This is a genomic window from Solirubrobacter deserti, assembly GCF_027587175.1.
Taxonomy (GTDB): Bacteria; Actinomycetota; Thermoleophilia; order Solirubrobacterales; family Solirubrobacteraceae; genus Solirubrobacter; species Solirubrobacter deserti.
The window spans coordinates 14,581-35,598 of sequence record NZ_JAPCID010000071.1 but is presented as its reverse complement, the minus strand read 5'-3'; the positions used below and the strand labels follow the sequence as shown (position 1 = coordinate 35,598).

Annotated in this window: 19 protein-coding genes and 1 tRNA gene; 9 read left to right on the top strand and 11 right to left on the bottom strand. The window is 73.5% G+C overall.

Going from position 1 to position 21,018, the window contains the following annotated elements; translation table 11 throughout:
• A partial coding sequence (gene cydD, locus OJ962_RS31225; RefSeq protein ID WP_270006845.1) for a thiol reductant ABC exporter subunit CydD occupies positions 1-3,364 on the top strand: 3,364 nt, incomplete at its 5' end.
• Here cydD and OJ962_RS31220 read toward each other — a convergent pair.
• On the bottom strand, positions 3,299-4,093 hold the full coding sequence (locus OJ962_RS31220; RefSeq protein WP_202956293.1) for an arginase family protein: 795 nt from the start codon (positions 4,091-4,093) through the stop codon (positions 3,299-3,301). The two genes, cydD and OJ962_RS31220, sit on opposite strands and share 66 nt — an antisense overlap.
• Entirely contained in the window at positions 4,083-4,541 is a 459-nt protein-coding gene (locus OJ962_RS31215; protein WP_202956294.1) for a universal stress protein, read from the bottom strand. Before OJ962_RS31215 ends, OJ962_RS31220 begins: the two co-directional genes overlap by 11 nt.
• 35 nt (positions 4,542-4,576) lie before the next feature.
• On the opposite strand from OJ962_RS31215, the gene OJ962_RS31210 reads away from it, so the two are divergent.
• The 3 genes from OJ962_RS31210 to hemW all read left to right on the top strand — a co-directional run bounded on the left by OJ962_RS31210 (position 4,577) and on the right by hemW (position 7,110).
• A complete protein-coding gene (locus OJ962_RS31210) occupies positions 4,577-5,779 on the top strand; it encodes an aminopeptidase (protein ID WP_202956295.1) in 1,203 nt (400 codons plus the stop codon).
• 27 nt (positions 5,780-5,806) lie between these two features.
• A tRNA-Ser gene (locus OJ962_RS31205) sits at positions 5,807-5,896 on the top strand.
• Positions 5,897-5,907: 11 nt separating this feature from the next.
• Positions 5,908-7,110 carry a radical SAM family heme chaperone HemW gene (hemW, locus tag OJ962_RS31200; RefSeq protein WP_202956296.1) on the top strand — a complete coding sequence of 401 codons (1,203 nt, stop codon included), beginning with the start codon at positions 5,908-5,910 and terminating at the stop codon, positions 7,108-7,110.
• On the opposite strand, the gene OJ962_RS31195 is transcribed toward hemW, so the two are convergent.
• Both OJ962_RS31195 and OJ962_RS31190 read right to left on the bottom strand, forming a co-directional pair.
• Positions 7,088-7,669, bottom strand: a complete 582-nt coding sequence (locus tag OJ962_RS31195; protein ID WP_202956297.1) for a universal stress protein — start codon at positions 7,667-7,669, stop codon at positions 7,088-7,090. The two genes, hemW and OJ962_RS31195, sit on opposite strands and share 23 nt — an antisense overlap.
• A 4-nt stretch (positions 7,670-7,673) precedes the next feature.
• Positions 7,674-7,907, bottom strand: a complete 234-nt coding sequence (locus OJ962_RS31190; RefSeq protein WP_202956298.1) for a hypothetical protein — start codon at positions 7,905-7,907, stop codon at positions 7,674-7,676.
• Positions 7,908-7,925: 18 nt separating this feature from the next.
• On the opposite strand from OJ962_RS31190, the gene OJ962_RS31185 reads away from it, so the two are divergent.
• A complete protein-coding gene (locus OJ962_RS31185) occupies positions 7,926-9,008 on the top strand; it encodes a quinone-dependent dihydroorotate dehydrogenase (RefSeq protein WP_202956299.1) in 1,083 nt (360 codons plus the stop codon).
• Position 9,009: 1 nt separating this feature from the next.
• Here OJ962_RS31185 and OJ962_RS31180 read toward each other — a convergent pair whose 3' ends face one another.
• Genes OJ962_RS31180 through deoC form a run of 4 tightly spaced genes read right to left on the bottom strand, consistent with a single transcriptional unit; the run spans position 9,010 to position 13,453 of the window.
• Positions 9,010-10,326: an RNB domain-containing ribonuclease gene (locus OJ962_RS31180; protein WP_202956300.1), complete on the bottom strand. Its 1,317-nt coding sequence runs from the start codon at positions 10,324-10,326 to the stop codon at positions 9,010-9,012.
• The gene (locus OJ962_RS31175) at positions 10,323-11,105 is read right to left on the bottom strand and encodes an aldehyde dehydrogenase family protein (RefSeq protein ID WP_202956301.1); all 783 of its coding nucleotides are present in this window, start codon (positions 11,103-11,105) and stop codon (positions 10,323-10,325) included. Before OJ962_RS31175 ends, OJ962_RS31180 begins: the two co-directional genes overlap by 4 nt.
• Positions 11,102-12,559 carry an aldehyde dehydrogenase family protein gene (locus OJ962_RS31170; RefSeq protein ID WP_202956302.1) on the bottom strand — a complete coding sequence of 486 codons (1,458 nt, stop codon included), beginning with the start codon at positions 12,557-12,559 and terminating at the stop codon, positions 11,102-11,104. The genes OJ962_RS31175 and OJ962_RS31170 overlap by 4 nt, the downstream gene beginning before the upstream one ends.
• Before the next feature lie 6 nt (positions 12,560-12,565).
• A complete protein-coding gene (deoC, locus tag OJ962_RS31165) occupies positions 12,566-13,453 on the bottom strand; it encodes a deoxyribose-phosphate aldolase (protein ID WP_202956303.1) in 888 nt (295 codons plus the stop codon).
• Between the two features lie 56 nt (positions 13,454-13,509).
• Here deoC and OJ962_RS31160 point away from each other — a divergent pair, with 56 nt between their 5' ends.
• Positions 13,510-14,109, top strand: a complete 600-nt coding sequence (locus tag OJ962_RS31160) for a response regulator transcription factor (protein ID WP_202956304.1) — start codon at positions 13,510-13,512, stop codon at positions 14,107-14,109.
• A 15-nt stretch (positions 14,110-14,124) separates the two neighbouring features.
• Positions 14,125-15,216: a PucR family transcriptional regulator gene (locus OJ962_RS31155; RefSeq protein ID WP_202956305.1), complete on the top strand. Its 1,092-nt coding sequence runs from the start codon at positions 14,125-14,127 to the stop codon at positions 15,214-15,216.
• Here OJ962_RS31155 and OJ962_RS31150 read toward each other — a convergent pair.
• The 3 genes from OJ962_RS31150 to OJ962_RS31140 form a co-directional block, all read right to left on the bottom strand.
• Entirely contained in the window at positions 15,127-16,458 is a 1,332-nt protein-coding gene (locus OJ962_RS31150; protein WP_202956306.1) for an ammonium transporter, read from the bottom strand. The genes OJ962_RS31155 and OJ962_RS31150 overlap by 90 nt on opposite strands.
• On the bottom strand, positions 16,455-16,814 hold the full coding sequence (locus OJ962_RS31145; RefSeq protein ID WP_202956307.1) for a P-II family nitrogen regulator: 360 nt from the start codon (positions 16,812-16,814) through the stop codon (positions 16,455-16,457). The genes OJ962_RS31150 and OJ962_RS31145 overlap by 4 nt, the downstream gene beginning before the upstream one ends.
• A 69-nt stretch (positions 16,815-16,883) precedes the next feature.
• Positions 16,884-18,131: an alpha-amylase family glycosyl hydrolase gene (locus tag OJ962_RS31140; protein ID WP_202956308.1), complete on the bottom strand. Its 1,248-nt coding sequence runs from the start codon at positions 18,129-18,131 to the stop codon at positions 16,884-16,886.
• 209 nt (positions 18,132-18,340) lie between these two features.
• On the opposite strand from OJ962_RS31140, the gene OJ962_RS31135 reads away from it, so the two are divergent.
• Both OJ962_RS31135 and OJ962_RS31130 read left to right on the top strand, forming a co-directional pair.
• On the top strand, positions 18,341-19,351 hold the full coding sequence (locus tag OJ962_RS31135; protein ID WP_202956309.1) for a GerMN domain-containing protein: 1,011 nt from the start codon (positions 18,341-18,343) through the stop codon (positions 19,349-19,351).
• A 10-nt stretch (positions 19,352-19,361) separates the two neighbouring features.
• Complete coding sequence (locus tag OJ962_RS31130) at positions 19,362-21,017, top strand: FAD-dependent oxidoreductase (RefSeq protein ID WP_202956310.1); 1,656 nt, start codon at positions 19,362-19,364, stop codon at positions 21,015-21,017.
• Position 21,018 lies beyond the last annotated feature (1 nt).

Genomic DNA, 21,018 nt, shown 5'->3' with positions numbered 1-21,018 from the left:
CGGCGGGGCGCGGCGCGGGCCGGGCGCGGCCAACGCCGTGTACCGGCGGCTCCTCGACGTCGCGCCGCGGGCGCGGGTTGCGCTCGGCGTCGCCGTCGGCGCGGGCCTCGCTGCGGCCGTGCTGCTCGTCGTGCAGGCCTGGTTCGTGGCGGACGCGGTCGCGACCCGCGAGCTCGCGTGGGCGCTGCTCGCGGTCGTGGCCGGGCGGGCGCTGCTCAGCGGCGTCGTGGAGCTTGCGGGGCGCCGCGCGGCGGAGCTCGCGCTCGCGCGGCTGCGGGAGCTCGTGGCCGAGCGCGCGCTCGCCGGCCGCGCCCGCGACGCGCGCCGGGGCGACATCGCCACCGCCGCGACGCAGGGCGTCGACGCGCTGGCCGAGTACTACGCGCGCGCGGTGCCCCAGCTGGCACTCGCCGCAGCGGTGCCGATCGGCGTCGTCGCGGTCATCGCGACCCAAGAGCTGGTCGTCGGCGCGCTGCTCGCGATCACGCTGCCGGTCGTGGTCGTGTTCATGGTGCTGGTCGGCAAGCGCTCGGCCGAGCACGTGTGGGAACGCCAGCACGCGCTGGCGGTCCTGGGCGCGCACTTCCTCGAGGTCGTCCGCGGCCTGCCGACGCTGCGGGCGCACGGCCGCGAGCAGGCGCAGGCGGCGTCGCTCCGGGCGGTCGGCGAGCGCTACCGGGACGAGTCGCTGGGCGCGCTCCGGGTGGCGTTCCTGAGCGCGCTCGTGCTGGAGCTGCTGGCGATGCTCGGCACGGCGATCGCCGCCGCCGTGACCGGCGTGTACCTCGCGCAGGGGCAGATGGACCTCGCGACGGGGCTGTTCATCCTCCTCCTCGCGCCGGAGGTGTACGCGCCGCTGCGGGCCGCGGGCGCGCGCTTCCACGCCGCCGAGGACGGTGCGGTCGCCGTCCAGCGGATCTTTGACCTGCTCGACGAGCCCGCGCCGTACGCGCCCGCCGGCACGGCCGCGCCCGTCCTCGGCGCGATCGAGCTGCGCGACGTCCGCGTCGACGGCCACGGCCGCCCTGACCCGTTGCACGGCCTGAACCTCCGCATCGAGCCGGGCACGTCGGTCGCGCTCGTCGGCGCGTCCGGCGCCGGCAAGTCCACGCTCCTGCGGCTGCTCGCCCGTGTGCAGGACCCCGACGCGGGCACGATCACCAGCGGCGGCGTCGACTTCCGCGACACGGACCGCCAGGCGTGGTGGCGCGAGGTCACCTGGCTCGACCAGCGCCCGCCGCTGCCGACGGGCACGCTGGGCGAGGCGCTGCGCCTGCACGGGGCCGAGCCGGCGCTGGCGTGGGCGGATGCCACCCACGTGGTCGAGGCCGAGGACACCCGCGTGGGCGCGGGAGGCCGCCGGTTCTCGCGCGGCCAGGAACAGCGCCTCGCGCTCGCCGCGGCGCTCGGCGCCGATACGCCGCTGCTGCTGCTCGACGAGCCGACCGCCCACCTCGACCAGGCCTCCGCGCGCCGCGTCGCCGAGGGCATCCTCGCCCGCGCCCGCGGCCGCACCCTCGTGGTCGCGACCCACGATGAGCGCCTCGCCTCGATCTGCGACGTCGTCGTGAATCTAAAGAGGGACAGTCCCTCTTTAGATTCGGAGCGCTGGGAAAGTCGCTCTTTGCGGGCACATCGCGTGGACGCTGTGGGCCGCGGTTCGCTGCGCAACCTAAAGAGGGACAGTCCCTCTTTATGTTCTGGGGCGGGGTTGAGGGTGCGAGGCGCTGCGGCGGCCGCTCCGGCCAAGCCGTGGCCGAAGGGCGCCGGAATCGCGCTCGGCGTCGTCGGCACGCTGTCGGCGCTCGCGCTGCTGGGCGCGAGCGGCTGGCTCGTGACCCGCGCGGCGGAGCAGCCGCCCGTGCTGGCGTTGCTCGTCGGGATCGTCACGGTGCGGGCGCTCGGGCTCACGCGCGCGATCGCGCGCTACTACGAGCGGCTCGCTTCGCACGACGTCGCGCTGCGCCAGCTCGCCGCCACCCGCGTCGCGTTCTTCAACGCGCTCGCCGCGCGAATCGGGCGACCCGGCCTGCCCGGCGAGGCCGACCTGCTCACGCGCTTCACCAGCGACGTGGACGAGCTGCAGCACCGTCACCCACGCGTCGTGCTGCCCGCCGCCGTCGCGAGCATCACGTCCGTGGCGGTCGTGATCGCCGCCGCCGCGATCCTGCCCGCGGCGGCGCTCCCCGTTGCCGCCGGCCTCATCACGGCCACCACGATCATCCCCCTCGCCGCGCACGCGCTCGCCCGGCACGCGTCCCCCGGCAAAGCCCGCGCCGCGTTCGGGGAGCAGCTCGTCGAGGCGCTGACGCTCGGCCCGCAGCTCGCGGTCGCCGGGCAAGGGCCGCGGCGCCTTCAGGCGCTGACCGAGCAGAGCCGCCGGCTCGCCCGCATCGAACGCGGTCAGGCCCGCGCGGCCGCGTTCGGCGCGACCGCGAGCACGCTCGCCGCGGGCGCGACGCTCGCCGCCGTCCTGAGCGTCGGCGCCGCGAGCGATCTCGCCACGGTCTGGCTGGGCGCGCTCGCGCTGCTCACGGTCGGTGCGTTCGAGACGCCCGCGGCGCTGCCGGAGGCGGCGCTGCGGCTGATCGGCGTCCGCGCCGCGCGCGAGCGCCTCGACACCGCCACCCAGGGCCCGCCGCAGCTCACCGAGAGCGGCGATCAGCCGCTCCCGCGCGACGCCACGCTCACGGCCACGAACATCACCCACTCCTACGGCGGCCCCAACGTCCTCACCGGCCTCGACCTCACCGTCCACCCCGGCGAGCGGGTCGCGATCGTCGGCCCGTCCGGCGCCGGCAAATCCACGCTCGCGGACCTGCTCGCCCGCCTCGCCGACCCGGAGCACGGCACCGTCGCCCTCGGCGGCGTCGACCTCAGGCACGCACCCACGCAGCAGACGCGCGAGCGCATCCGGCTCGCCGGCCAGGACGCGCACCTGCTCGCGGGCACGATCGCGGCGAACGTCCGCATCGGCCGGCCCGAAGCGACCGACACCGACGTCGAGCACGCGCTCAAACAGGCCGGCCTCACCGACTGGCTGCGCGCCCTCCCCGACGGCATCCACACGCCGCTGGGCGAGGACGGGATCGCCGTGTCCGGCGGCCAGCGCCAGCGCATCGGGCTCGCCCGCGCGCTGCTCAGCCCCGCCGAGATCCTGATTCTCGACGAGCCGACCGCGATGCTCGACCCCACGACCGCCCACGCCCTGATCGACGACATCCTGCGCACCGACCGCACGCTCATCCTCATCACGCACGATCCGACCCACCTCGACCGCTTCGACCGCGTGATCGAGCTACGGGAGGGCGCCGCGCACGAGGCAGTCGGTGAGCGCGGCGGCCGCGCTGCCGTCCGGGTCTAGGTCGGGATCGAAGATCGTCACCTGCATCCCGACCGCGCCCGGCAGCAACCGCCGCACCACATCGGCCAGCTCGTCGTAGGACAGCCCGTCCGGCTGCGGCGAGTCGACCGCGTCCAGACGCAGCACGTCGGCGTCGACGTGCACCCAGTAGGGCACGTCCGGCACCGCCCACTCGCCCGCGCGCAGCGCCGCCAGGTCGATGACGCGCACCGGCGCGCGATCACCCGAACGGTCCCCGTAGGCGACCACGTCCTCGTCGCGCACGTACGGCCGCAGCCCGTCGATGTCGGCCAGCGCGTCCTCGGCGCGCCCCGTCACGACCGCCAGGTCCTCGCCCGCAACGGCGTCCACGTTCTCGGTCCGGAAGTCGAGGTGGCCGTCGACGAACGCGAGCCCGTAGTGCCCGTGCCGCCGCAGCGCGAGCATCGCCCCGAGCAGGATGGAGCAGTCGCCGCCGAGCACCAGCGGCTTCTCGCCCGCTCGCAGCAGCTCCCCGAGCCGGTCGGCGAGCGCCACCGTGTAGGCCGGGATCTTCGCCCGGTTCTCGGGCAGCGACGTCCACGGCGGCGCCTCCACGCGCCCCGCGTCCCGCCCGCCGAGCCGCTCGACTAGCCCGCACGCCCGGAGCGCGTCAGCGAGCCGCCGCGCGCCCGGCTCGACCCCCGGCCGCAGCTGCCGCAGGCCGAGGTTCGACGGCGCGTCGAGGACCGTCCAGCCCCTATGCGGCAAGGTCGGGCCCGTCGCTCGGTCGGTGGATGACGATCACCGGCACGTCCGCGTCGTGCATGACGCGGTTGGAGACGCTGCCGAGCAGCGCGGCGGTCATCCGCCCGCGGCCGCGCGAGCCCATCACGATCACGTCGAAGTCGCCGTCCCGGGCGACGCCCAGCAGCTCCCGGGCCGGGTCCCCGTCGAGCAGCCGGGTCGTCACGGACAGGTCGTCGGGGACGGTGTCCGCGGCCGCCCGCAGCGCCTTCTCGAGCTCCTGCTGTTCCGCGTCGTGCAGGCCGCGCATCCCGCCCGGCGCCTGCCACGCGAGCATCGGCGGCGGAGGTACGACGGCGACGAGCGTGACCTTCGCGCGGTACACCTGCGCCATCGCGACGGCGTGGGCGAGGGCGAGCGTGGCCTCCGGCGAGGCGTCGAACGCGACGAGGACATGGCGGTAGCGCAGCACGGCGCAATACTGGCACCAGCTAGGCTCGCGATGCCATGGACGATGTAACGCTTGCGCGCTTCGCCGAGCTCGCTGTCGATTTCGGCGCCAACCTCCAGCCCGGCCAGGTGGTGTCTCTGAGCGGGGCGCCAGGCAAGGAGCGGCTCGTCCGCGCAATCGCCAATCGCGCGTACGAGAAGGGCGCCAAGTTCGTCGACCTCGCGTGGTTCGATCCCTGGATCAAGCGCGCCCGCATCGAGCACGCCGCCGACGACACGCTCGAGTACGTCCCGCCGTGGCTCGGCGACCGCATCCTCACGCTCGGCAAGGAGCGCGGCGCCGCGATCACGCTGTCCGGCCCGGTCGCCCCCGGCCTGATGGACGACCTCGACCCCGTGCGCTCCGGCCGCGACCGCCTGCCCGCGATCCGCGAGACCGGCGAGGTGGTCGGCCGGCGCGAGATCAACTGGACCATCCTGCCCGGCCCGACGCCCGCCTGGGCCGAGCTCGTGCACCCCGGCCTCTCGCCCGAGGCCGCGCTCGCCAAGCTCGAGGAGCAGCTCCTGCACGTCCTGCGCCTGGACGAGGAGGACCCCGTCGCGGCCTGGCGCGCCCGCGCCGACCGCCTCGTGTCCGTCGCGTCCAAGCTCACGGAGCTGCAGCTGGACGCCCTCCACTACGAGGGCCCGGGCACCGAGATGACGGTCGGGCTGCTGCCGGGCGCCTCCTGGCAGGCCGCCCGCTTCGAGACCGCCGACGGCATCCCGCACATGCCCAACCTCCCCACCGAGGAGGTCTTCACGAGCCCGGACCCGCAGCGCGTGGACGGGCACGTCAGCTCCACCAAGCCGCTCGTGCTGATCGACGGCACCGTCGTCCGCGACCTCTACGTGCGCTTCGAGCACGGCCGCGCCGTGGAGCTCACCGCGTCCACCGCCCAGGAGGTCATGCGCACGATCATCGAGCGCGACGAGGGTGCCGCGCGCCTGGGCGAGGTCGCGCTGGTGGACAACGAGGGCCGCATCGGCGCGCTCGACACCGTCTTCTACGACACGCTGCTGGACGAGAACGCTGCCTCGCACATCGCGCTCGGCCGGGCCTTCCCGTTCCTGGCCGGCGACGAGCAGACGATGGGCCGCATGAACGAGTCCGACATCCACATCGACTTCATGATCGGCTCCGACCAGCTGACGGTCACGGGCATCACCGCCGACGGGGACCGCGTGCCCGTGCTGCAAAACGGTGCCTGGCAGATCTGATTCGCGCTAGCCTGTCGCGCTGATCCAGGAGAGGTGCCGGAGCGGCTGAACGGGCACGACTGGAAATCGTGTGACGGGGGTCAACCTCGTCCGAGGGTTCGAATCCCTCCCTCTCCGTCCCAGCAGCCGTGGCCCGTCTACCCGCAGGAGATCCCGCGCCGGCCGACGGCGCACTGCCCGCCGAGGCGCTCGGGTCCGCCGGGCCGTTCGGGTTCTACGTGCACGTGCCGTTCTGCGCCACGCGCTGCGGCTACTGCGACTTCAACACCTACGTGCCCGGTGAACGCGGGGCCGAGCACGCCAGCGGCTACGTCGGCGCGGTGCTGGCGGAGATCGACCTCGCCGCGCGGGTGCTCGGCCCGCGAGCCGTCGACACGGTCTTCTTCGGCGGGGGCACGCCGACGCTGCTGTCCGCGGACGACCTGATCCGCGTCCTGCGCCGGATCGACGAGCGCTTCGGGCTCCGGCCCGGCGCCGAGGTCACGACGGAGGCCAACCCCGAGTCGGTGGACCCGCGCAAGCTGGAGGCGCTGCGAGCCGCCGGGTTCACCCGCGTCTCGCTCGGGATGCAGAGCGCCGTGCCCCGCATCCTCGAGATCCTCGACCGCACCCACACGCCGGGCCGCCCCGAGCAGGCGGTCCAGGAAGCGCGCGCGGCCGGGTTCGAGCAGGTGAGCCTGGACCTGATCTACGGCACGCCGGGGGAGACCGCCGACGAGTGGCGGGCGTCGCTCGACGCCGCGCTGAGCGCCGAGCCCGACCATCTCTCGACCTACTCGCTCGTGGTGGAGCCGGGCACACGCATGGCCGCCCAGGTGCGCCGCGGGGAGCTGCAGGTCCCGGGTGAAGACGTGATCGTGGACCGCTTCGAGACCGCCGAGCGCGTGCTCGCCGAAGCCGGGCTGTCGTGGTACGAGACGTGCAGCTGGGCGCGCGACGAGGCCGCGTGGTGCCGGCACAACCTCGGTTACTGGAACGGCGGCGACTGGTGGGGCGCGGGACCGGGTGCGCACAGCCACGTCGGCGGGGTGCGCTGGTGGAACGTCCTGCACCCGCGCGCGTGGACCGAGAAACTCGCCGCCGGGATCTCACCCGCGGCCGCGCGGGAGACGCCCGGCGCCGACGAGTCGCGGCTGGAGCGCGTGATGCTCGGCCTGCGCCTTCGGTCCGGCGTCGCGCTCTCGCACCTCACGCGCGACGGACGGCAAGCCGCGCAGCGCCACGTCGCTGAGGGCCTGCTCGAACCGGCCGATCACGCCGCCGGCCGCGCCGTGCTGACGCTCCGCGGCCGGCTGCTCGCCGATCCCGTCACGCTCGACCTGGCGGCCTAGGCACCACCAGCACCGGGCACGACGCGTGCTCGACGAGGTACTTCGGGACGCTGCCGAAGACGACCTCACGCACCGTCCCGTGTCCGCTGGACCCGCACACGAGCAGCTGCACATCCGCGCTCGCGGCCGCCAACGCGGGACCGGGGCGCCCGGTGAGCAGCCGGTGATTCGCGCCGCCATGCGTGTTGAACGACACCTTGCCGAGCATGAACTCGAAGTCGTCGCGGCCCGGGTCGTGCTCACCCGGCAGCGCCGCGCTGCGGTGGACGCCGAGCGTGAGCACGCCGACGCCGAGCTGATCGGCGATCGAGATCGCCGTGTTCAGCGCGGGGCGTGACTGCGGGCGCCCGTCGAACGCCGCCCCCACCAACGCGATCTCGGGCCGGGTGCCGGCGGGCACCACCAGCACGGGGCACGTGGCGCCGTGCAGCAGCCGCACCGCGTCCTTGCCGCGCCCGACGGCGATCAGCTCGGGATCGTCGACCTCACCGACGCTGGTGCCCGCGGCCCGCGCGAGCACGGACGCGAACTCGTGCGCCTCCGGCGCCGCGCGGTACATCGGCTCAGCGATCGATGCGCAGCTTCACTGCGCCGCCCGGCACCGCGGACACCGTGACGACCGCGTCGCCGACCGCGAACTCCGACACCGGACCCTGCCCGCCCGCGGCGCCGCGCGCGACGGCGGCGTCGATCCCGTCGCGCAGCTCGCGCAGAGCGGCCTGGTCGAGTGTCAGCCGCGCTTCCTCGACGGCGAGGACGGCGCTGCCGTCGGGGCGGGGCTCGAGCGTGAAGTCCATGGTCCGTAGGATGCTGGCATGAGCGTGTACGAGTCCGCCGTCCGGCCGCTGCTGTTCCGGCTCGATGCCGAGCGCGCGCACAACCTGACGCTCGCCGCCTCCGAGCTTGGCGGGCGCTCGGACTTCGTGCGTCGCGCGGCGGGCCGTGCGTTCACGCTGCGGGACCCGCGCCTGGAGACGACGCTGGCAGGCCTGCCGGTGCCGAACCCGCTCGGCCTCGCGGCCGGGTTCGACAAGAACGCGCGCGCCGTGCGCATGCTCGGCAACCTCGGCTTCGGGCACCTGGAGATCGGCTCCGTGTCCGCCGACGCGTCGGACGGCAACCCGAAGCCGCGCCTGTTCCGCGTCCCGCAGGACGAGGCGATCGTCGTCGCCTACGGCGTGCCCAACGAGGGCGCGCAGGTCGTGCGCGAGCGCCTGGCCGCGCCGCGCCGGGTGCCGGTCGGCGTGAACCTGGTCAAGACCAACGATCCCGCTCGCCCCGCCACCGGGCCGGAGGTCTATGAGGACTACGCGGCCTCGCTGGTGGCGCTGCAGGACCGCGCGGACTACATCGCGCTCAACCTCAGCTGCCCGAACTCGGCCGCCGACAAGGACTTCTTCGACGATCTCACGCGCCTGGACGAGCTGCTCGCCCGGCTCGCGCAGGCCGAGGTGCGCCGCCCGCTGATCCTCAAGCTCAAGCCGACGCGCGACGCGGGCGTGCTGCGCGAGATCGTCGCGATCGCCGACGGCCACCCGTTCGTCTCCGGCTTCGCCATCAACCTGCCCTCCGGCAAGCCCGCCGACCTGCGCTTCACCGTCGCCCGCGACTCGCTGGAGAAGCTGCCCGGCGCCGTCGGCGGCCCGCCCGTGGAGGACTTCGTCAACGCGATCCTCGGCACGCTGAAGTCGATCACCGGCGACCGCTACGCGCTGATCGCCGCGGGCGGCGTGACCACCGCGGAGGCGGCGTACACCAAGCTCCAGCTCGGCGCGACCGCGGTCCAGCTCTACACCGGGCTCGTCTACCACGGGCCCGCCCTCGTCAAGCAGATCCTGAGCGGCCTGCTCGCGCTGCTCGAGCGCGACGGGATCGCCGACGTGCGCGCACTGAGCTGACCTACGGCGTGAAGGTGACGCTGCGCGTCGCCGGGTCGGCGCGCTCGAGGCGCACGACCACCTCGCTCCCGGGCACGGGGACGCCCGGGACCTTCGCGCGCACGGCGGGATCACGCAGCTGGATCACGCCCTCGTCGATCACCACCGCGTCGAAGCGCTCGCCCTCGCGCCCGTGCAGGACGACGGCCTCAAGCAGATCGACGACCGCACGGTCCACGGCGCCGGCGCGGCGCGAGGCGGCCGCCATCGTCGCGGGCAGGGCGGGCAGCGCCGCGCGGTCGGGGACGCCGAGGCAGCAGTCGGAGACGTAGCGGTCCTGCAGCCGCCGCAGCGGTGCGGTGGCGTGCGCGTAGGGCGCCGCGACCGCCCAGTGGGTCTGCAGCTCCGGCTCCTCGCCGTCGAACGCGGTGTAGCCCGCGCCGAACCCGATCCGCGACGCTTCGTGCACGATCGCGGCGTGCGCCGGGACGGCGGGGTCCAGGCGGCGCACGAACTCCGGGTAGGACTCGTCCTGGGGCCACTCGACCCCCAGCGCGCGCGCCGCCAAGCGCAGGCGCTCGAAGGCCTGCGGCTTCGGGTCGGGCTGGGTGCGCAGGAGGCCGACGCCCGCGTCGAGCATCAGGCTCGCCGCGACCATCCCGCACAGCAGCGAGATCTGCGCGTTGTACTCCTCGAACTCGCCCGGGACGCGGTAGCGGACGGTCCAGCCACCATCGGAAGGAACGACCTCCTGCTCGGCACGGGGCAGCCGGACGCCGCCGCGCGCCCGCTCGATGTCCAGCCGCAGCAGGCCGATCGCGCGCAGCAGCGGCGCGACGTCCTCTGGCACGTCGTCGTAGGTGTGCTGGCCGACGCTGCGCACCACGCGCCGCGCGACGCTGCGGTGGACGGGCTCGCCCGCCCGGTCGAGGTCGATCGTCCACAGCACCGCGGGCCGCCACTCGCCGGGGAGCAGCGACCCCGCGCCCTCCGAGAGCACGGGTGGGTAGAGCGGGATCTTCGCGTCGGGCAGGTACAGCGTCGCGCCGCGCGCGTGCGCCTCGCGGTCGAGCGCGCCGCCGGGATCGACGAAGTACCCCGGGTCGGCGATCGCGTAAGACACACGGAACCCGTCGTCGGTCTCGGCGAGGTGCATCGCCTGGTCGAGATCGCGCGCGCCCGGCGGGTCGATCGTGATGAACGGCAACTCCACGCGCTCGCCCTCGACCGGCTTCGCGGCGGCGGCCTGTGCCTCCGCCATCACCTCGTCCGAGAACTCGCGGGGCAGGTCGAGCTCCGCCCTGATGGCCGCGAGGCCATCCGCCAGCGGGCCGTTCAACTGCCGACCGGGTGCCAGGCGGTCTTGAGCTCGACGAGCGGCTCCAGGCGCGTCAACGAATCGGTGTGCGGCGAGGGCCGCGAGACGCGCTTGACGGTCTCGGCGGCGAGCTCGTCGACCGTCTTGGCCACGTCGTCGTCGTAGGTGGCGTCGATGATCGCGTTCACGTCGCGGTGGCCGCACAGCGGCGTGAGCAGCTCGTCCAGCCGGCCGGAGAGCAGGTTGAGCACGCCGCCCGGGATGTCCGAGACGCCGGCGACCTCGCCGAGGTCGAGCGGACGCAGCGGCTTGGTCCGCGACACCACCGCGACGACGGTGTTGCCCGCGGCGAGCGCGGGCGCGATCTCGCGGACCAGGCCCAGCACGTCCGGCGAGTCCGGCGCGAGCACCGCGACCACGCCGGTCGGCTCCGGCGAGGAGAATGAGAGGAACGGCGCCGCGACCGGGTTCACGCCGCCCATGACCGCCGCGAGCTTGTCGGTCCAGCCCGCGTAGTGGACGAGCAGGTCGACCGCCTCGTCGATCTCGTCCGAGCGGTCCGAGCGCGACTCCAGCGCCTCCGCGAACCGGTACAGCACCTGCCCGCGGTTGTACGCGGTCTTCTTCGCCCACCCGGGCGCGGCGGCGCGCGCGGCCTTGACGGCGTCGCGCACGTCCTTGCGTGAGCCGCGCGGCACGTTGACGCCGCCGATCGGGTCGGTCCGGCCGGACTCCGAACGCACGAACGCGCCTCCCAGGTAGAGCTTGTACGTCTTGGCGACGGCCTGGCGGGCGCTCATCCGCCCAGCCTCACGTACGGCGCCAGCCCGGCGGGCCCGCCCTCGCGGCCGAACCCGCTCTCCTTGTAGCCCCCGAACGCGGCCGTCGGGTCGAACTTGTTGTAGGTGTTCTGCCACACGACGCCGGCCCGCAGCTTGGACGCGACCTCGAACGCCTTCGCGCCGTTGTCGGTCCAGACGCCCGCGGCCAGGCCGTAGGCCGAGTTGTTGGCGCGCTCGACCGCCTCGGCGGGCGACCGGAACGTCGTGACCGACACGACCGGGCCGAAGATCTCCTCGACCGCGATCCGGTTCGCGGGCGCGACGTCGAGGAACATCGTCGGCGGGAACCAGTAGCCGGCGTCCGGGAGCGCGCAGGTCACCGAGCGCCGCACCGCGCCCTGCTGCTCGCCTGCCTCCACCATCTCGGTGATGCGCGCGAGCTGCTCGGCGGAGTTGATCGCGCCGACGTCGGTGTTCTTGTCCAGCGGGTCGCCGACGCGCAGGCGCTCCATCCGCGCCCACAGCTTGCGCACGACCTCCTCGGCCACGCTCTCCTGCAGCAGCAGGCGCGAGCCCGCGCAGCACACGTGGCCCTGGTTGAAGAAGATGCCCTCGATGATGCCTTCGACCGCCTGGTCGAGCGCGGCGTCCTCGAAGACGATGTTCGCGGACTTGCCGCCGAGCTCCAGCGTGAGCCCGCGGCCCGTCCCGGCCAGCGCGCGCTGGATCTCCTTGCCGACCGCCGTCGAGCCGGTGAACGCGACCTTGTCGACCTCGGACCGCACGAGCGCCGCGCCGGCGGACCCGTCGCCGGGGATGATGTTCACGACGCCGTCCGGCAGCCCGGCCTCCTGCACGATCTCGGCGAGCAGGAGCGCGGTGAGCGGCGTCGTCTCGGCGGGCTTCAGAACCGCGGTGTTGCCGGTCGCCAGCGCGGGCGCGAGCTTCCACGCCGCCATCAGCAGCGGGAAGTTCCATGGGACCACCTGGCCGACCACCCCGCGTGGCTCGTACGCGCGCCCGCCGAACGCGTACTGCAGCTTGTCCGCCCAACCCGCGTAGGAGAAGAAGTGCGCGGCGGCGAGCGGGACGTCCACGTCGCGTGACTCGCGGATCGGCTTGCCACCGTCGAGCGTCTCCACGATCGCGAGCTCACGCGCGCGCTCCTGGATCAGCCGCGCGATCCGGAACAGGTACTTGCCGCGCTCGAGCGCCGGCAGCGCGGCCCAGCCGTCCGCGGCGCCGCGCGCGGCGTCGACCGCCGCCGCCACGTCGCCAGGCCCCGCGAACGCGACCTCCGCCAGCGTCTCCTCGGTCGCGGGGTTGCGCGTCTCCACGACCGTCCCGTCGGTGGGCGCGACGAACGACCCCCCGATGAACAGGTCGTAGCGCGGCTTCAGCGGTGCCGCGTCGCGCGACTCGGGTGCCGGCGCGTAGTCCCACCTCAGGGCTGCTCGTTCAACGGTCGCCATGAAGCCTCACTCCTTCGAGAAGTCCTCGGCGCGCCCGTAGTGGCCGCCGTCGAGCTTGGCGTACTGCATCAGCAGGTCGTTCAGCAGCGAGGAGGCGCCGATCCGGAAGCGGTCCGGCGTCAGCCACTCGTCACCCAGCGTCTCCTTGACCAGCACGAGCATGTGCAGCGCCGCCTTGGTCGTCGAGACGCCGCCCGCGGCCTTGACGCCGACCACCCGGCCCGTCCGCTCGAAGTGGTCGCGCACGACCTCGAGCATCACGAGCACGACGCCCGGCGTGGCCCCGCTGGAGGCCTTGCCCGTCGAGGTCTTGATCACGTCCGCGCCCGCCGCGATCGCCAGCTCGGACGCGTGCCGGACGTGCGCGTAGGTCGGCAGCTCCGCCGTCTCCAGGATCACCTTCAGGTGCGCGCTCCCACACGCCTCCTTGACGGCCTCGATCTCGCGCGCGACCGTCCGGTCGTCCCCGCGCAGGTACGCGTCGCGCGAGATCACCATGTCGATCTCGCTCGCGCCCGCGGCCACCGCCTCGCGCGTCTCGTCCACCTTGACCTTCAGCGACGTCTGCCCGGCGGGGAACCCGGTCGCGACGGACGCGACGGCCACGCCGGAGCCCTCCAGCGCGGCGGCGGCCACGCCGACCAGCGACGGGTACACGCACACGGCGGCGCACGACGGCAGCTCCGGCCGCGACGGGTCCGGGCACACGGCCTTGGCGCACAGGTGGCGGACCTTCCCGGGCGTATCCGACCCTTCGAGCGTCGTCAGGTCGATCATCGACGTCGCAAGGCGGATCCCCTCGCGCTTGGCCGTCGTCTTGATCGACCGGCGCCCGAGCGCCGCGGCCCGCTCTTCGACCCCGACGCGGTTGACGGGGGTGAGGGAACGGCTCATGCGGGCAGTGTGGCAGCCCCGGGAATAGGCCGGGGCACCACGACGTCAGGACAGGCATGCAGCCCCTCAACGTCATCGTCGCGGCCGACTCGGCACTGCTGCGCGCCGGCCTGACGCACCTGCTCACCGACCACGGGATCACCGTCGTCGCGCAGGCGGTGGACGGCGCGGAGCTCAAGCGCAAGGCCCGCGCGCACCGCCCGGACATGGCCGTCGTCGCCCTCAAGGAACCGCCGGTCCGCGAGGACCTCCCGCTGCTCGTGCTCGCGCACGCGCCCGATCCCGACGTCGCGCTCGACCTGCTCGACGACCGTCCGGCCGGCGCCGGCTATCTGCTCGAGGAGCGGATCCCGGACGTCGGCCGCTTCATCGGCGCCGTGCGCGAGGTCGCCGCGGGCGGCTCCGTGCTCGACCCCGCCGTCGTGCCGGAGGTGCTCGGCCGGCGCACCGCCCGGGACGCGTTCACTGCGCGCGAGCGCGAGGTCCTCGGCCTGATGGCCCAGGGCCGAAGCAACCGCGCGATCGCGCAAGCGGCGTTCCTGTCCGAGCGCGCCGTCGAGCGGCACGTCACCGCGATCTTCGACAAGCTCCGGCTTCCCCCGTCCTCCCGGACGCACCGCCGGGTGCTCGCGGTGCGCGCGCACCTTCAGTGCTGAGGTACTGTCGCGTGAATGGACGCCGGCAGCGTCATCGACGCCATGGAGCGCGACGCTGAGGACCTCGCCCGGCGGATCGTGACCGTCATCCGCGACGAGGTCGAGGAGTACCGCTCCGTGCGCGATCCGGCCCTCGCCGCGCAGGTGTTCGCGCACGCCATCGCGCACGTGCACGCGTTCGTCCGCTGCGCCCGCCGCGGCCGCCCGCCGCAGGGCCCCGAGCTGGACTTCGTGCGCGAGCGCGGTGCCTGGCGCGCGCGTGATCTGATGCCGCTCGATTCGCTGCTCGAGACGTACCTGATCGGCCAGCGCCTGTTCTGGGAGACGATCGTCGGGGCCGCCGGCGACACTCGCGAAGGGCTCCTGGTCGCGCGCGAGCTGACCGGGTTCACGTTCCAGTACACGCACGCGATCAACGTGGCCGTCGCCGAGGCCTATCTCGGCGAGGCCCGCGCGCTCGCCACCGAGGTCGACCGCGCCCGCCGCACGTTCCTCGAGCAGCTGCTCTCCGGCGCCACGACCGATCCGGCGCGCGCCCACGCCTTCGGCATCCGCCCGGACGGCGACCACACGGTCGTGGTCGTCAAGCACCCGGGCGAGGAGCGCCAGGCGGTGCGCGCGCTCGAGCGGCTGGACCCGTTCGTCGTCGTCCGCGGCGACGAGGTGATCGCGATCTCCCGCCGCACGCCCGCCGAGCTGCGCGCCGAGCTCACACTCGACGTCGGCCTGACCGCCGGCATCTCGACGCTCTGCCATGGCCTCGCTGATGTGGCGCGCGGCTACGTCGAGGCCCGCTGCGCGCTGCGGCACGCGGACCCCGTCGCGGCGCTGGAGGAGGTCGGCCTGATCGACTACCTCGCGCACGCCGCCGACGACACCGCCCAGCGGCTGCTCCCACCGGGCCTGGACCGGCTCGAGCCGCTCGCCGAGACGCTGCTCGCCTACGCGGACTGCGACCTCAACGTCGCCCGCACGGCGGAGCGCCTCGGCGTGCACCCGAACACGGTCCACTACCGCCTACGGCGCGCGCACGACCTCACGGGGCGGGACCCGCGGCGTTTCGCCGAGCTCGTCGAGCTCACCACCGCGCTTCGCCTTGTCGCCTAGCGCCACCAGGATCGCGCCCTCGCCGGTGGCGTACGCCTCCTCGCCGTGGGCGATGATGTCCATGCCGATCGCCTCTTCCTTCGCCGTCGCGCGCAACGGCATGACCAGGCCGATCAGCTTGAGCAGGACGAACGTCACCACGAACGCGTAGGTGGTGGCCGCGAGCACGGCGAGCAGCTGCTTGCCGAGCTGCGCGACGTCGCCGTAGAAGGCGCCGTCGCCGAGGCCGCCGTTCCAGCCCGCCTGGGCGACCAGGCCGATGAAGACGGTGCCGGTGAGGCCCGCGACGCCGTGCGCCGCGAGCACGTCGAGCGTCTCGTCCACGCGCCAGCGCGGGCGCCACATAATCACGAAGTAGCTCGGGATCGCGGCCACGACGCCCAGGACCATCGCCCAGATCGGCGAGATGTAGCCCGCGGCGGGCGTGATGCCGACGCAGCCGACGACGATCGCCGTGGCGGCGCCGATCGCGGTCACCTGACGCGAGCGCAGCAGGTCGAGCACGAACCAGGCGGCCAGCGCGCACGCCGGGGTGAGCAGCGTGTTGGTGAACGCGAGCACGCTCGAGTTGCCGGCGGTCAGCCCGCTGCCGCCGTTGAAGCCGAACCAGCCGAACCACAGCAGGCCGGCGCCGAGCAGGACGTAGACCGAGTTGTGCGGGAGGATCGCGACGCGGCCGTGGTCGCGCCGCCGGCCGACGACCCATGCGGCGGCCAGGGCGCTGAAGCCCGAGCCCATCTCGACCGGCACGCCGCCCGCGAAGTCCAGGACGCCCGCCTCCTGCAGCCAGCCGCCGCCCCACACCCAGTGGGCGAGGACGGCGTACACGAGCACCGACCACAGGGCGGCGAAGATCAGGAACGCGCCGAAGCGCATGCGCTCGACCACGGCGCCCGCGACCAGCGCGGTGGTGAGGATGCAGAACGTGGCCTGGAAGGCCATGAACAGCAGGTGCGGGATCGTCTGGCCCTCGCGCGGCTCGAAGTCGACGCCGCTCAACCCGACGTGGTCGAAGCCGCCGATGATGGCGTTGCCCGGCGAGAACGCGAACGAGTAGCCGACCAGCGCCCACGTGATCATCGCGACGGGCACCGCGGCGACGCACATCATGAACGTGTTGAGCGTGTTCTTGGACCGCACGAGGCCGGCGTAGAACAGGCCGAGCGCGGGTGTCATCAGCAGCACCAGTGCGGCCGACATCAGGATCCAGGCGGTGTCGCCCGCGTTGATCGCAGCGTTCATCGGGCAGCCTCCACCGGCGTGACGGCGGCTTCCTCGGTCTCACCGGAGCGGATGCGCACGACCTGCTCCAGGTCCATCACGAAGATCTTGCCGTCGCCGACCTCGCCGGTCTGCCCCGCAGAGCAGAGCGCCTCGATGGCCGGTTCCACGAAGTCCTCGGACACGGCGATCTCGAACCGCACCTTCTCCGTGAGCCCGACCTGCACGGTCGTCCCGCGGTAGGTCTCCACGCGGTCGAGCTCGCCGCCATGCCCCAGCACGCGGCTCATCGAGAAGCCGCGGACCTCGGCGCGGTAGAGGGCTTCCAGCACTTCATTCGTCTTTTCGGGGCGGACAATCCCGATCACGAGCTTCATGGCCGGGAAGCCTTCCGGCGCGCGGGCCGCGCGTCTTTATCCGCCCGTACAAAGGCGAGCGGCGGGCTCTTATCCCAGCTGGAAGCCCCAGGGCGGCAGGCCGCCCGCCGGCTCGTCGCTCAAGTTGACGACCACGACGTCGTCGTCCCACGCCCACGAGACCAGCGGCGGCTCGCTTTCCAGCAGCCGCCACGTGCCCTGCAACCGCGCTGCGCGCGGGAGCAGCCAGGCGTAGAACGCGCGCAGCTCGGCGTCCGGCGGCTCGTCCGGGCCGCGGCCCAGGAACACGGGAACGTGCGCCCGCCGGCCGGAGAGCTGCCCGTCGTGGTAGAGCCGCGCGCCCGGCAGGGTCGACATCACGACCGCGGCCGCGCGCGCCTGCTCAGGCCCGAACACGGACGCGGCGCGCGGCTCGTCGTGGTTCTCGATGAAGCGCACGAGCCGCTCCTGGTACTCGACCGGCGCCGTCAGATGGCCGCGCACGTCGCCGCGCTCCACCAGCCGGTCGTAGAGCCGCTTGTCGTAGCAGAGGTCGAACCCCTGCTCCATCAGCGCGAACTCCATGTCCCAGTACGCCTCGGCGATGAACAGCAGGCCCGGGTGCGTCCACTTCACGCGCGTGATCAGCTGCGGCCAGAACTCCTCCGCGTGCGGCTCGACGCCCCACGTGCCCGCGAAGACCTCGCTGATCATCAGCATCGCCATGTCGCAGCGCAGCCCGTCGCACTGCGCGCCCACGTCGACGAGCGTCTCGGCCACGGCCGACCGCAGGCCGTCGTTGAACGCGTCGAGCTGGACGACGTCCGGCCACGGCGGGAAGTACGGGTCACGCCCGCGCGCGACGATCCCGCCGGCCGTGCGCACGAAGTCCGCGGGCCGCTCGGCCAGCTGCGCCTCCGTCCCGCGGATGAAGTACTCGGGGTTGGACGCCAGCCACGGATGGTCGGGCGCGACGTGGTTGGGGACGTAGTCGAGGATCAGCCGGAGCCCGCGCGCGGCCAGCTCGTGCCGCGCCACGGCCAGCCCCTCGCGCCCGCCGAAGCGCTCGTCGACGACGTAGTCGCGCACGCAGTAGGGCGAGCCGATCACGTCGCCGGGCCGCAGGTCGGTCAGCGCGGCGCGAAACGACGCCGACAGGCCGTCGTCGACGGCCGCGATCGCCAGCCCGGCGGGCGAGCGCCGCCACACGCCCATCAGCCAGACGGCGTCGACCGGCAGCGCCGCGATCGCGTCCCAGCGTTTGGCCGGCACGTCGGCCAGCGAGTGCCCGCCCAGCCACACGGCGGTGTTGATCTCGTAGATCGAGAGCCGGGTCACCGCCTCGGGACCATACGGGCCGCTGGTACATTCGCCAAAGTCGTTAGCGGAGGCGCTGGAGCTCGAGGGCGGCTGGATCAGCGGGCGCCGCTACGAGATCGACGACGAGCCGATGGTCGCCCTGGACGACTTCTCGATGAAGGATCTCCTGCTCGATTTGTCCGCGTTGCTCGCGTTGGCTGTGACTCCCGACTAGCCTTGTGGGCCTCATGGCCCGTTTGTCCCTGCTCATCGCCGCCTTCGTCCTGCTGCTTCCCGCCGTCGCGGAGGCCAAGACGGTCAAGATCTACGTGTTGCGCGGCGAGGCGCTGTCCTCGGTCAAGCGCCAGGCCGCGGACGGCCCCGAGGCGGCGCTGAAGGTGCTGCTGCAGGGCGTCACCGCCGCCGAGCGCAAGAAGGGCTACGGCTCGGCGATCCCGAGCGGCGTGACGCTCACCTCCGCCGAGGTCGAAGACAACAAGGTCGAGCTCGAGTTCTCCGGCACCTTCGCCGCCTCCGACGTCTCCTACCTCGCGCGCGTGGCGCAGGTCGTGTACACGGCCACGGGCGCCGACAGCGAGATCGAGGAGGTCGAGATCCGCGGGCGCACGTTCACGCGCGCGGACTTCGCGCCGCCGGAGGAGTACGAGGCGCCCAAGCCGCCGACCAAGAAGCCGGCCGCACCGAGCGACCCGCGCGCCGTGCAGGACAAGCTGGCGCAGCTGGGCTACCTACCCGAGGACGCGGTCACCGGCAAGTGGGACTACCGCTCCCAGCAGGCCGTGCTCGCCTTCCAGTCCTGGGAAGGGCTCGAGCGCGACGGGATCGTCGGAGAGATGACCCAGGACCGGCTGGACAGCGCGGGCCGGCCGCTGGCCCAGAACCGCACCGGCAGCGGCCGCAAGGTCGAGATCCACCGCGGCCAGGGCGTGATCCTGCTGATCGAGGCCGGACGCGTGGTGCGCGTCATCCACACCTCCACCGGCGTCGGCAACAACTCGACCGACCTGGGGACGCCGCCCGGCAACTTCAAGGTCACGCGCGAGGTCGAAGAGGCGTGGTCGGTGCCGTTCAAGATGTTCATGGACCACGCCGTGTACTGGGGCGTAGGCCTGGCCATCTACGGCGCCGCCGACGTGCCCGCCGGCCCCGCCTCGCACGGCGGCGCGCGGATCCCGATGCCCGAGGTCGAAGTGGTCTTCGAGTTCGTGGAAGTCGGGACGCCGGTCCGCGTCATATAGCGTTTCTGCCATGGAGGCATCCGAACCGCGCCGTCGCCGCGCTGCGATCGTCTGCGTCGACGACGAGCCCGCCGTGCTCGCGGCGGTCGCTCGTGATCTGCGGCGCCAGTTCGGCGAGCGCTACCGGATCGTGCGCGCCACCAGCGGGCCCGAGGCGCTGGACGCGCTGAAGGAGCTCGTCGCGCGCGGCGAGCAGGTGGCGCTGCTGGTGGCCGATCAGCGCATGCCGGGGATGGCGGGCACCGAGTACCTGGTTGAGGCGCGCAAGCTCGTGCCCGACGCCAAGCGCGTGCTGCTGACGGCGTACGCGGACACCGAGGCGGCGATCCAGGCCATCAACGAGGTCGACCTCGACTACTACCTGCTCAAGCCGTGGGACCCGCCGGAGGAGCAGCTGTACCCGGTGGTGGAGGACCTGCTGACCACGTGGGAGGCGGGCGCGGCGCTCGAGTCGGGCGGCGTGCGCGTCGTCGGGCACCGCTTCAGCCGCGACTCGCACGACCTGCGCGACTTCCTGGCCCGCAACCGCGTCCCGATGCGCTGGCTGGACGTCGAGCGCGACGCCGAGGCGCGCGAGCTGCTGCAGGTCGCCGACGTCTCCGACGGCCGGCTGCCGGTCGCGCTGCTCGAGGACGGGACCGTGCTCGAGCGCCCGACGGTGCTGGAGCTGGCCGAGCGGCTCGGCGTGTCGGCCGCGCCCGCGGAGGACCACTACGACCTGGCGATCGTCGGCGGCGGGCCGGCGGGCCTGGCGGCGGCCGTGTACGGCGCGTCCGAGGGCCTGAAGACCGTGATGGTCGAGCGCGAGGCGCCCGGCGGCCAGGCCGGCACGTCCTCCCGGATCGAGAACTACCTCGGCTTCCCGGCCGGCCTGTCCGGCTCCGACCTCGCCCGTCGCGCGACCGACCAGGCGCGCCGGCTCGGCGCCGAGCTGCTGGCGGTGCAGGACGCGGTCGCGTTGCGCGTCGAGGGCGCGGGGCGGATCGTCGAGCTGTCCGGCGGCGGCGTGCTCTCCGCCAACTGCGTGCTCGTGGCCTCCGGCGTCTCCTATCGCCGGCTCGACGCGCCCGGTTTCGACACCTTCACCGGCAAGGGCATCTACTACGGCGCGGCGCTCACCGAGGCGCGCTCGTGCGCCCAGCAGCACGTGGTGATCATCGGTGGCGCGAACTCCGCCGGCCAGGCCGCCGTGCACTTCAGCAACTACGCGAGCAGGGTGACGATGCTGGTCCGCGGTGACTCGCTCGTCCGCTCCATGTCGCACTACCTGATCGAGCAGATCGCGGCGATCGAGAACATCGACGTGCGCGTGAACGCGCAGGTGGTGGCGGCCGAGGGCAACGACCACCTGCACTCGATCCGCATCCGCGACGAGGACGGCGAGCGCGACGAGACGGTGGACGCGATGTTCGTGTTCATCGGCGCCGCGCCCCGCACGGACTGGCTGGAGGGCGTGGTCGGGCGCGACGAGCGCGGCTTCATCCTCGCCGGCGCGGACGCCCGGTCCGCGTTCCCGCTCAAACGCGACCCGTACACGCTGGAGACGACGGTGCCGGGCGTGTTCGTTGCGGGAGACGTGCGCGCGCGTTCGATCAAGCGCGTCGCGAGCGCGGTGGGCGAGGGCTCGATGGCCGTCTCACTGATCCACGAGTACCTGGCGGAATGAA

Bases quoted from the DNA above. Each gene is read 5' to 3' on its own strand.
- deoC (WP_202956303.1), bottom strand. From the start codon at position 13,453: ATGAGCCGTTCCCTCACCCCCGTCAACCGCGTCGGGGTCGAAGAGCGG.
- OJ962_RS31195 (WP_202956297.1), bottom strand. From the start codon at position 7,669: ATGTACCGCGCGGCGCCGGAGGCGCACGAGTTCGCGTCCGTGCTCGCG.
- OJ962_RS31155 (WP_202956305.1), top strand. From the start codon at position 14,125: ATGGACGCCGGCAGCGTCATCGACGCCATGGAGCGCGACGCTGAGGAC.
- OJ962_RS31130 (WP_202956310.1), top strand. From the start codon at position 19,362: ATGGAGGCATCCGAACCGCGCCGTCGCCGCGCTGCGATCGTCTGCGTC.
- OJ962_RS31190 (WP_202956298.1), bottom strand. From the start codon at position 7,907: ATGGACTTCACGCTCGAGCCCCGCCCCGACGGCAGCGCCGTCCTCGCC.
- OJ962_RS31150 (WP_202956306.1), bottom strand. From the start codon at position 16,458: ATGAACGCTGCGATCAACGCGGGCGACACCGCCTGGATCCTGATGTCG.
- OJ962_RS31170 (WP_202956302.1), bottom strand. From the start codon at position 12,559: ATGGCGACCGTTGAACGAGCAGCCCTGAGGTGGGACTACGCGCCGGCA.
- OJ962_RS31175 (WP_202956301.1), bottom strand. From the start codon at position 11,105: ATGAGCGCCCGCCAGGCCGTCGCCAAGACGTACAAGCTCTACCTGGGA.
- OJ962_RS31210 (WP_202956295.1), top strand. From the start codon at position 4,577: ATGGACGATGTAACGCTTGCGCGCTTCGCCGAGCTCGCTGTCGATTTC.
- OJ962_RS31145 (WP_202956307.1), bottom strand. From the start codon at position 16,814: ATGAAGCTCGTGATCGGGATTGTCCGCCCCGAAAAGACGAATGAAGTG.
- OJ962_RS31185 (WP_202956299.1), top strand. From the start codon at position 7,926: ATGAGCGTGTACGAGTCCGCCGTCCGGCCGCTGCTGTTCCGGCTCGAT.
- OJ962_RS31160 (WP_202956304.1), top strand. From the start codon at position 13,510: ATGCAGCCCCTCAACGTCATCGTCGCGGCCGACTCGGCACTGCTGCGC.
- OJ962_RS31135 (WP_202956309.1), top strand. From the start codon at position 18,341: ATGGCCCGTTTGTCCCTGCTCATCGCCGCCTTCGTCCTGCTGCTTCCC.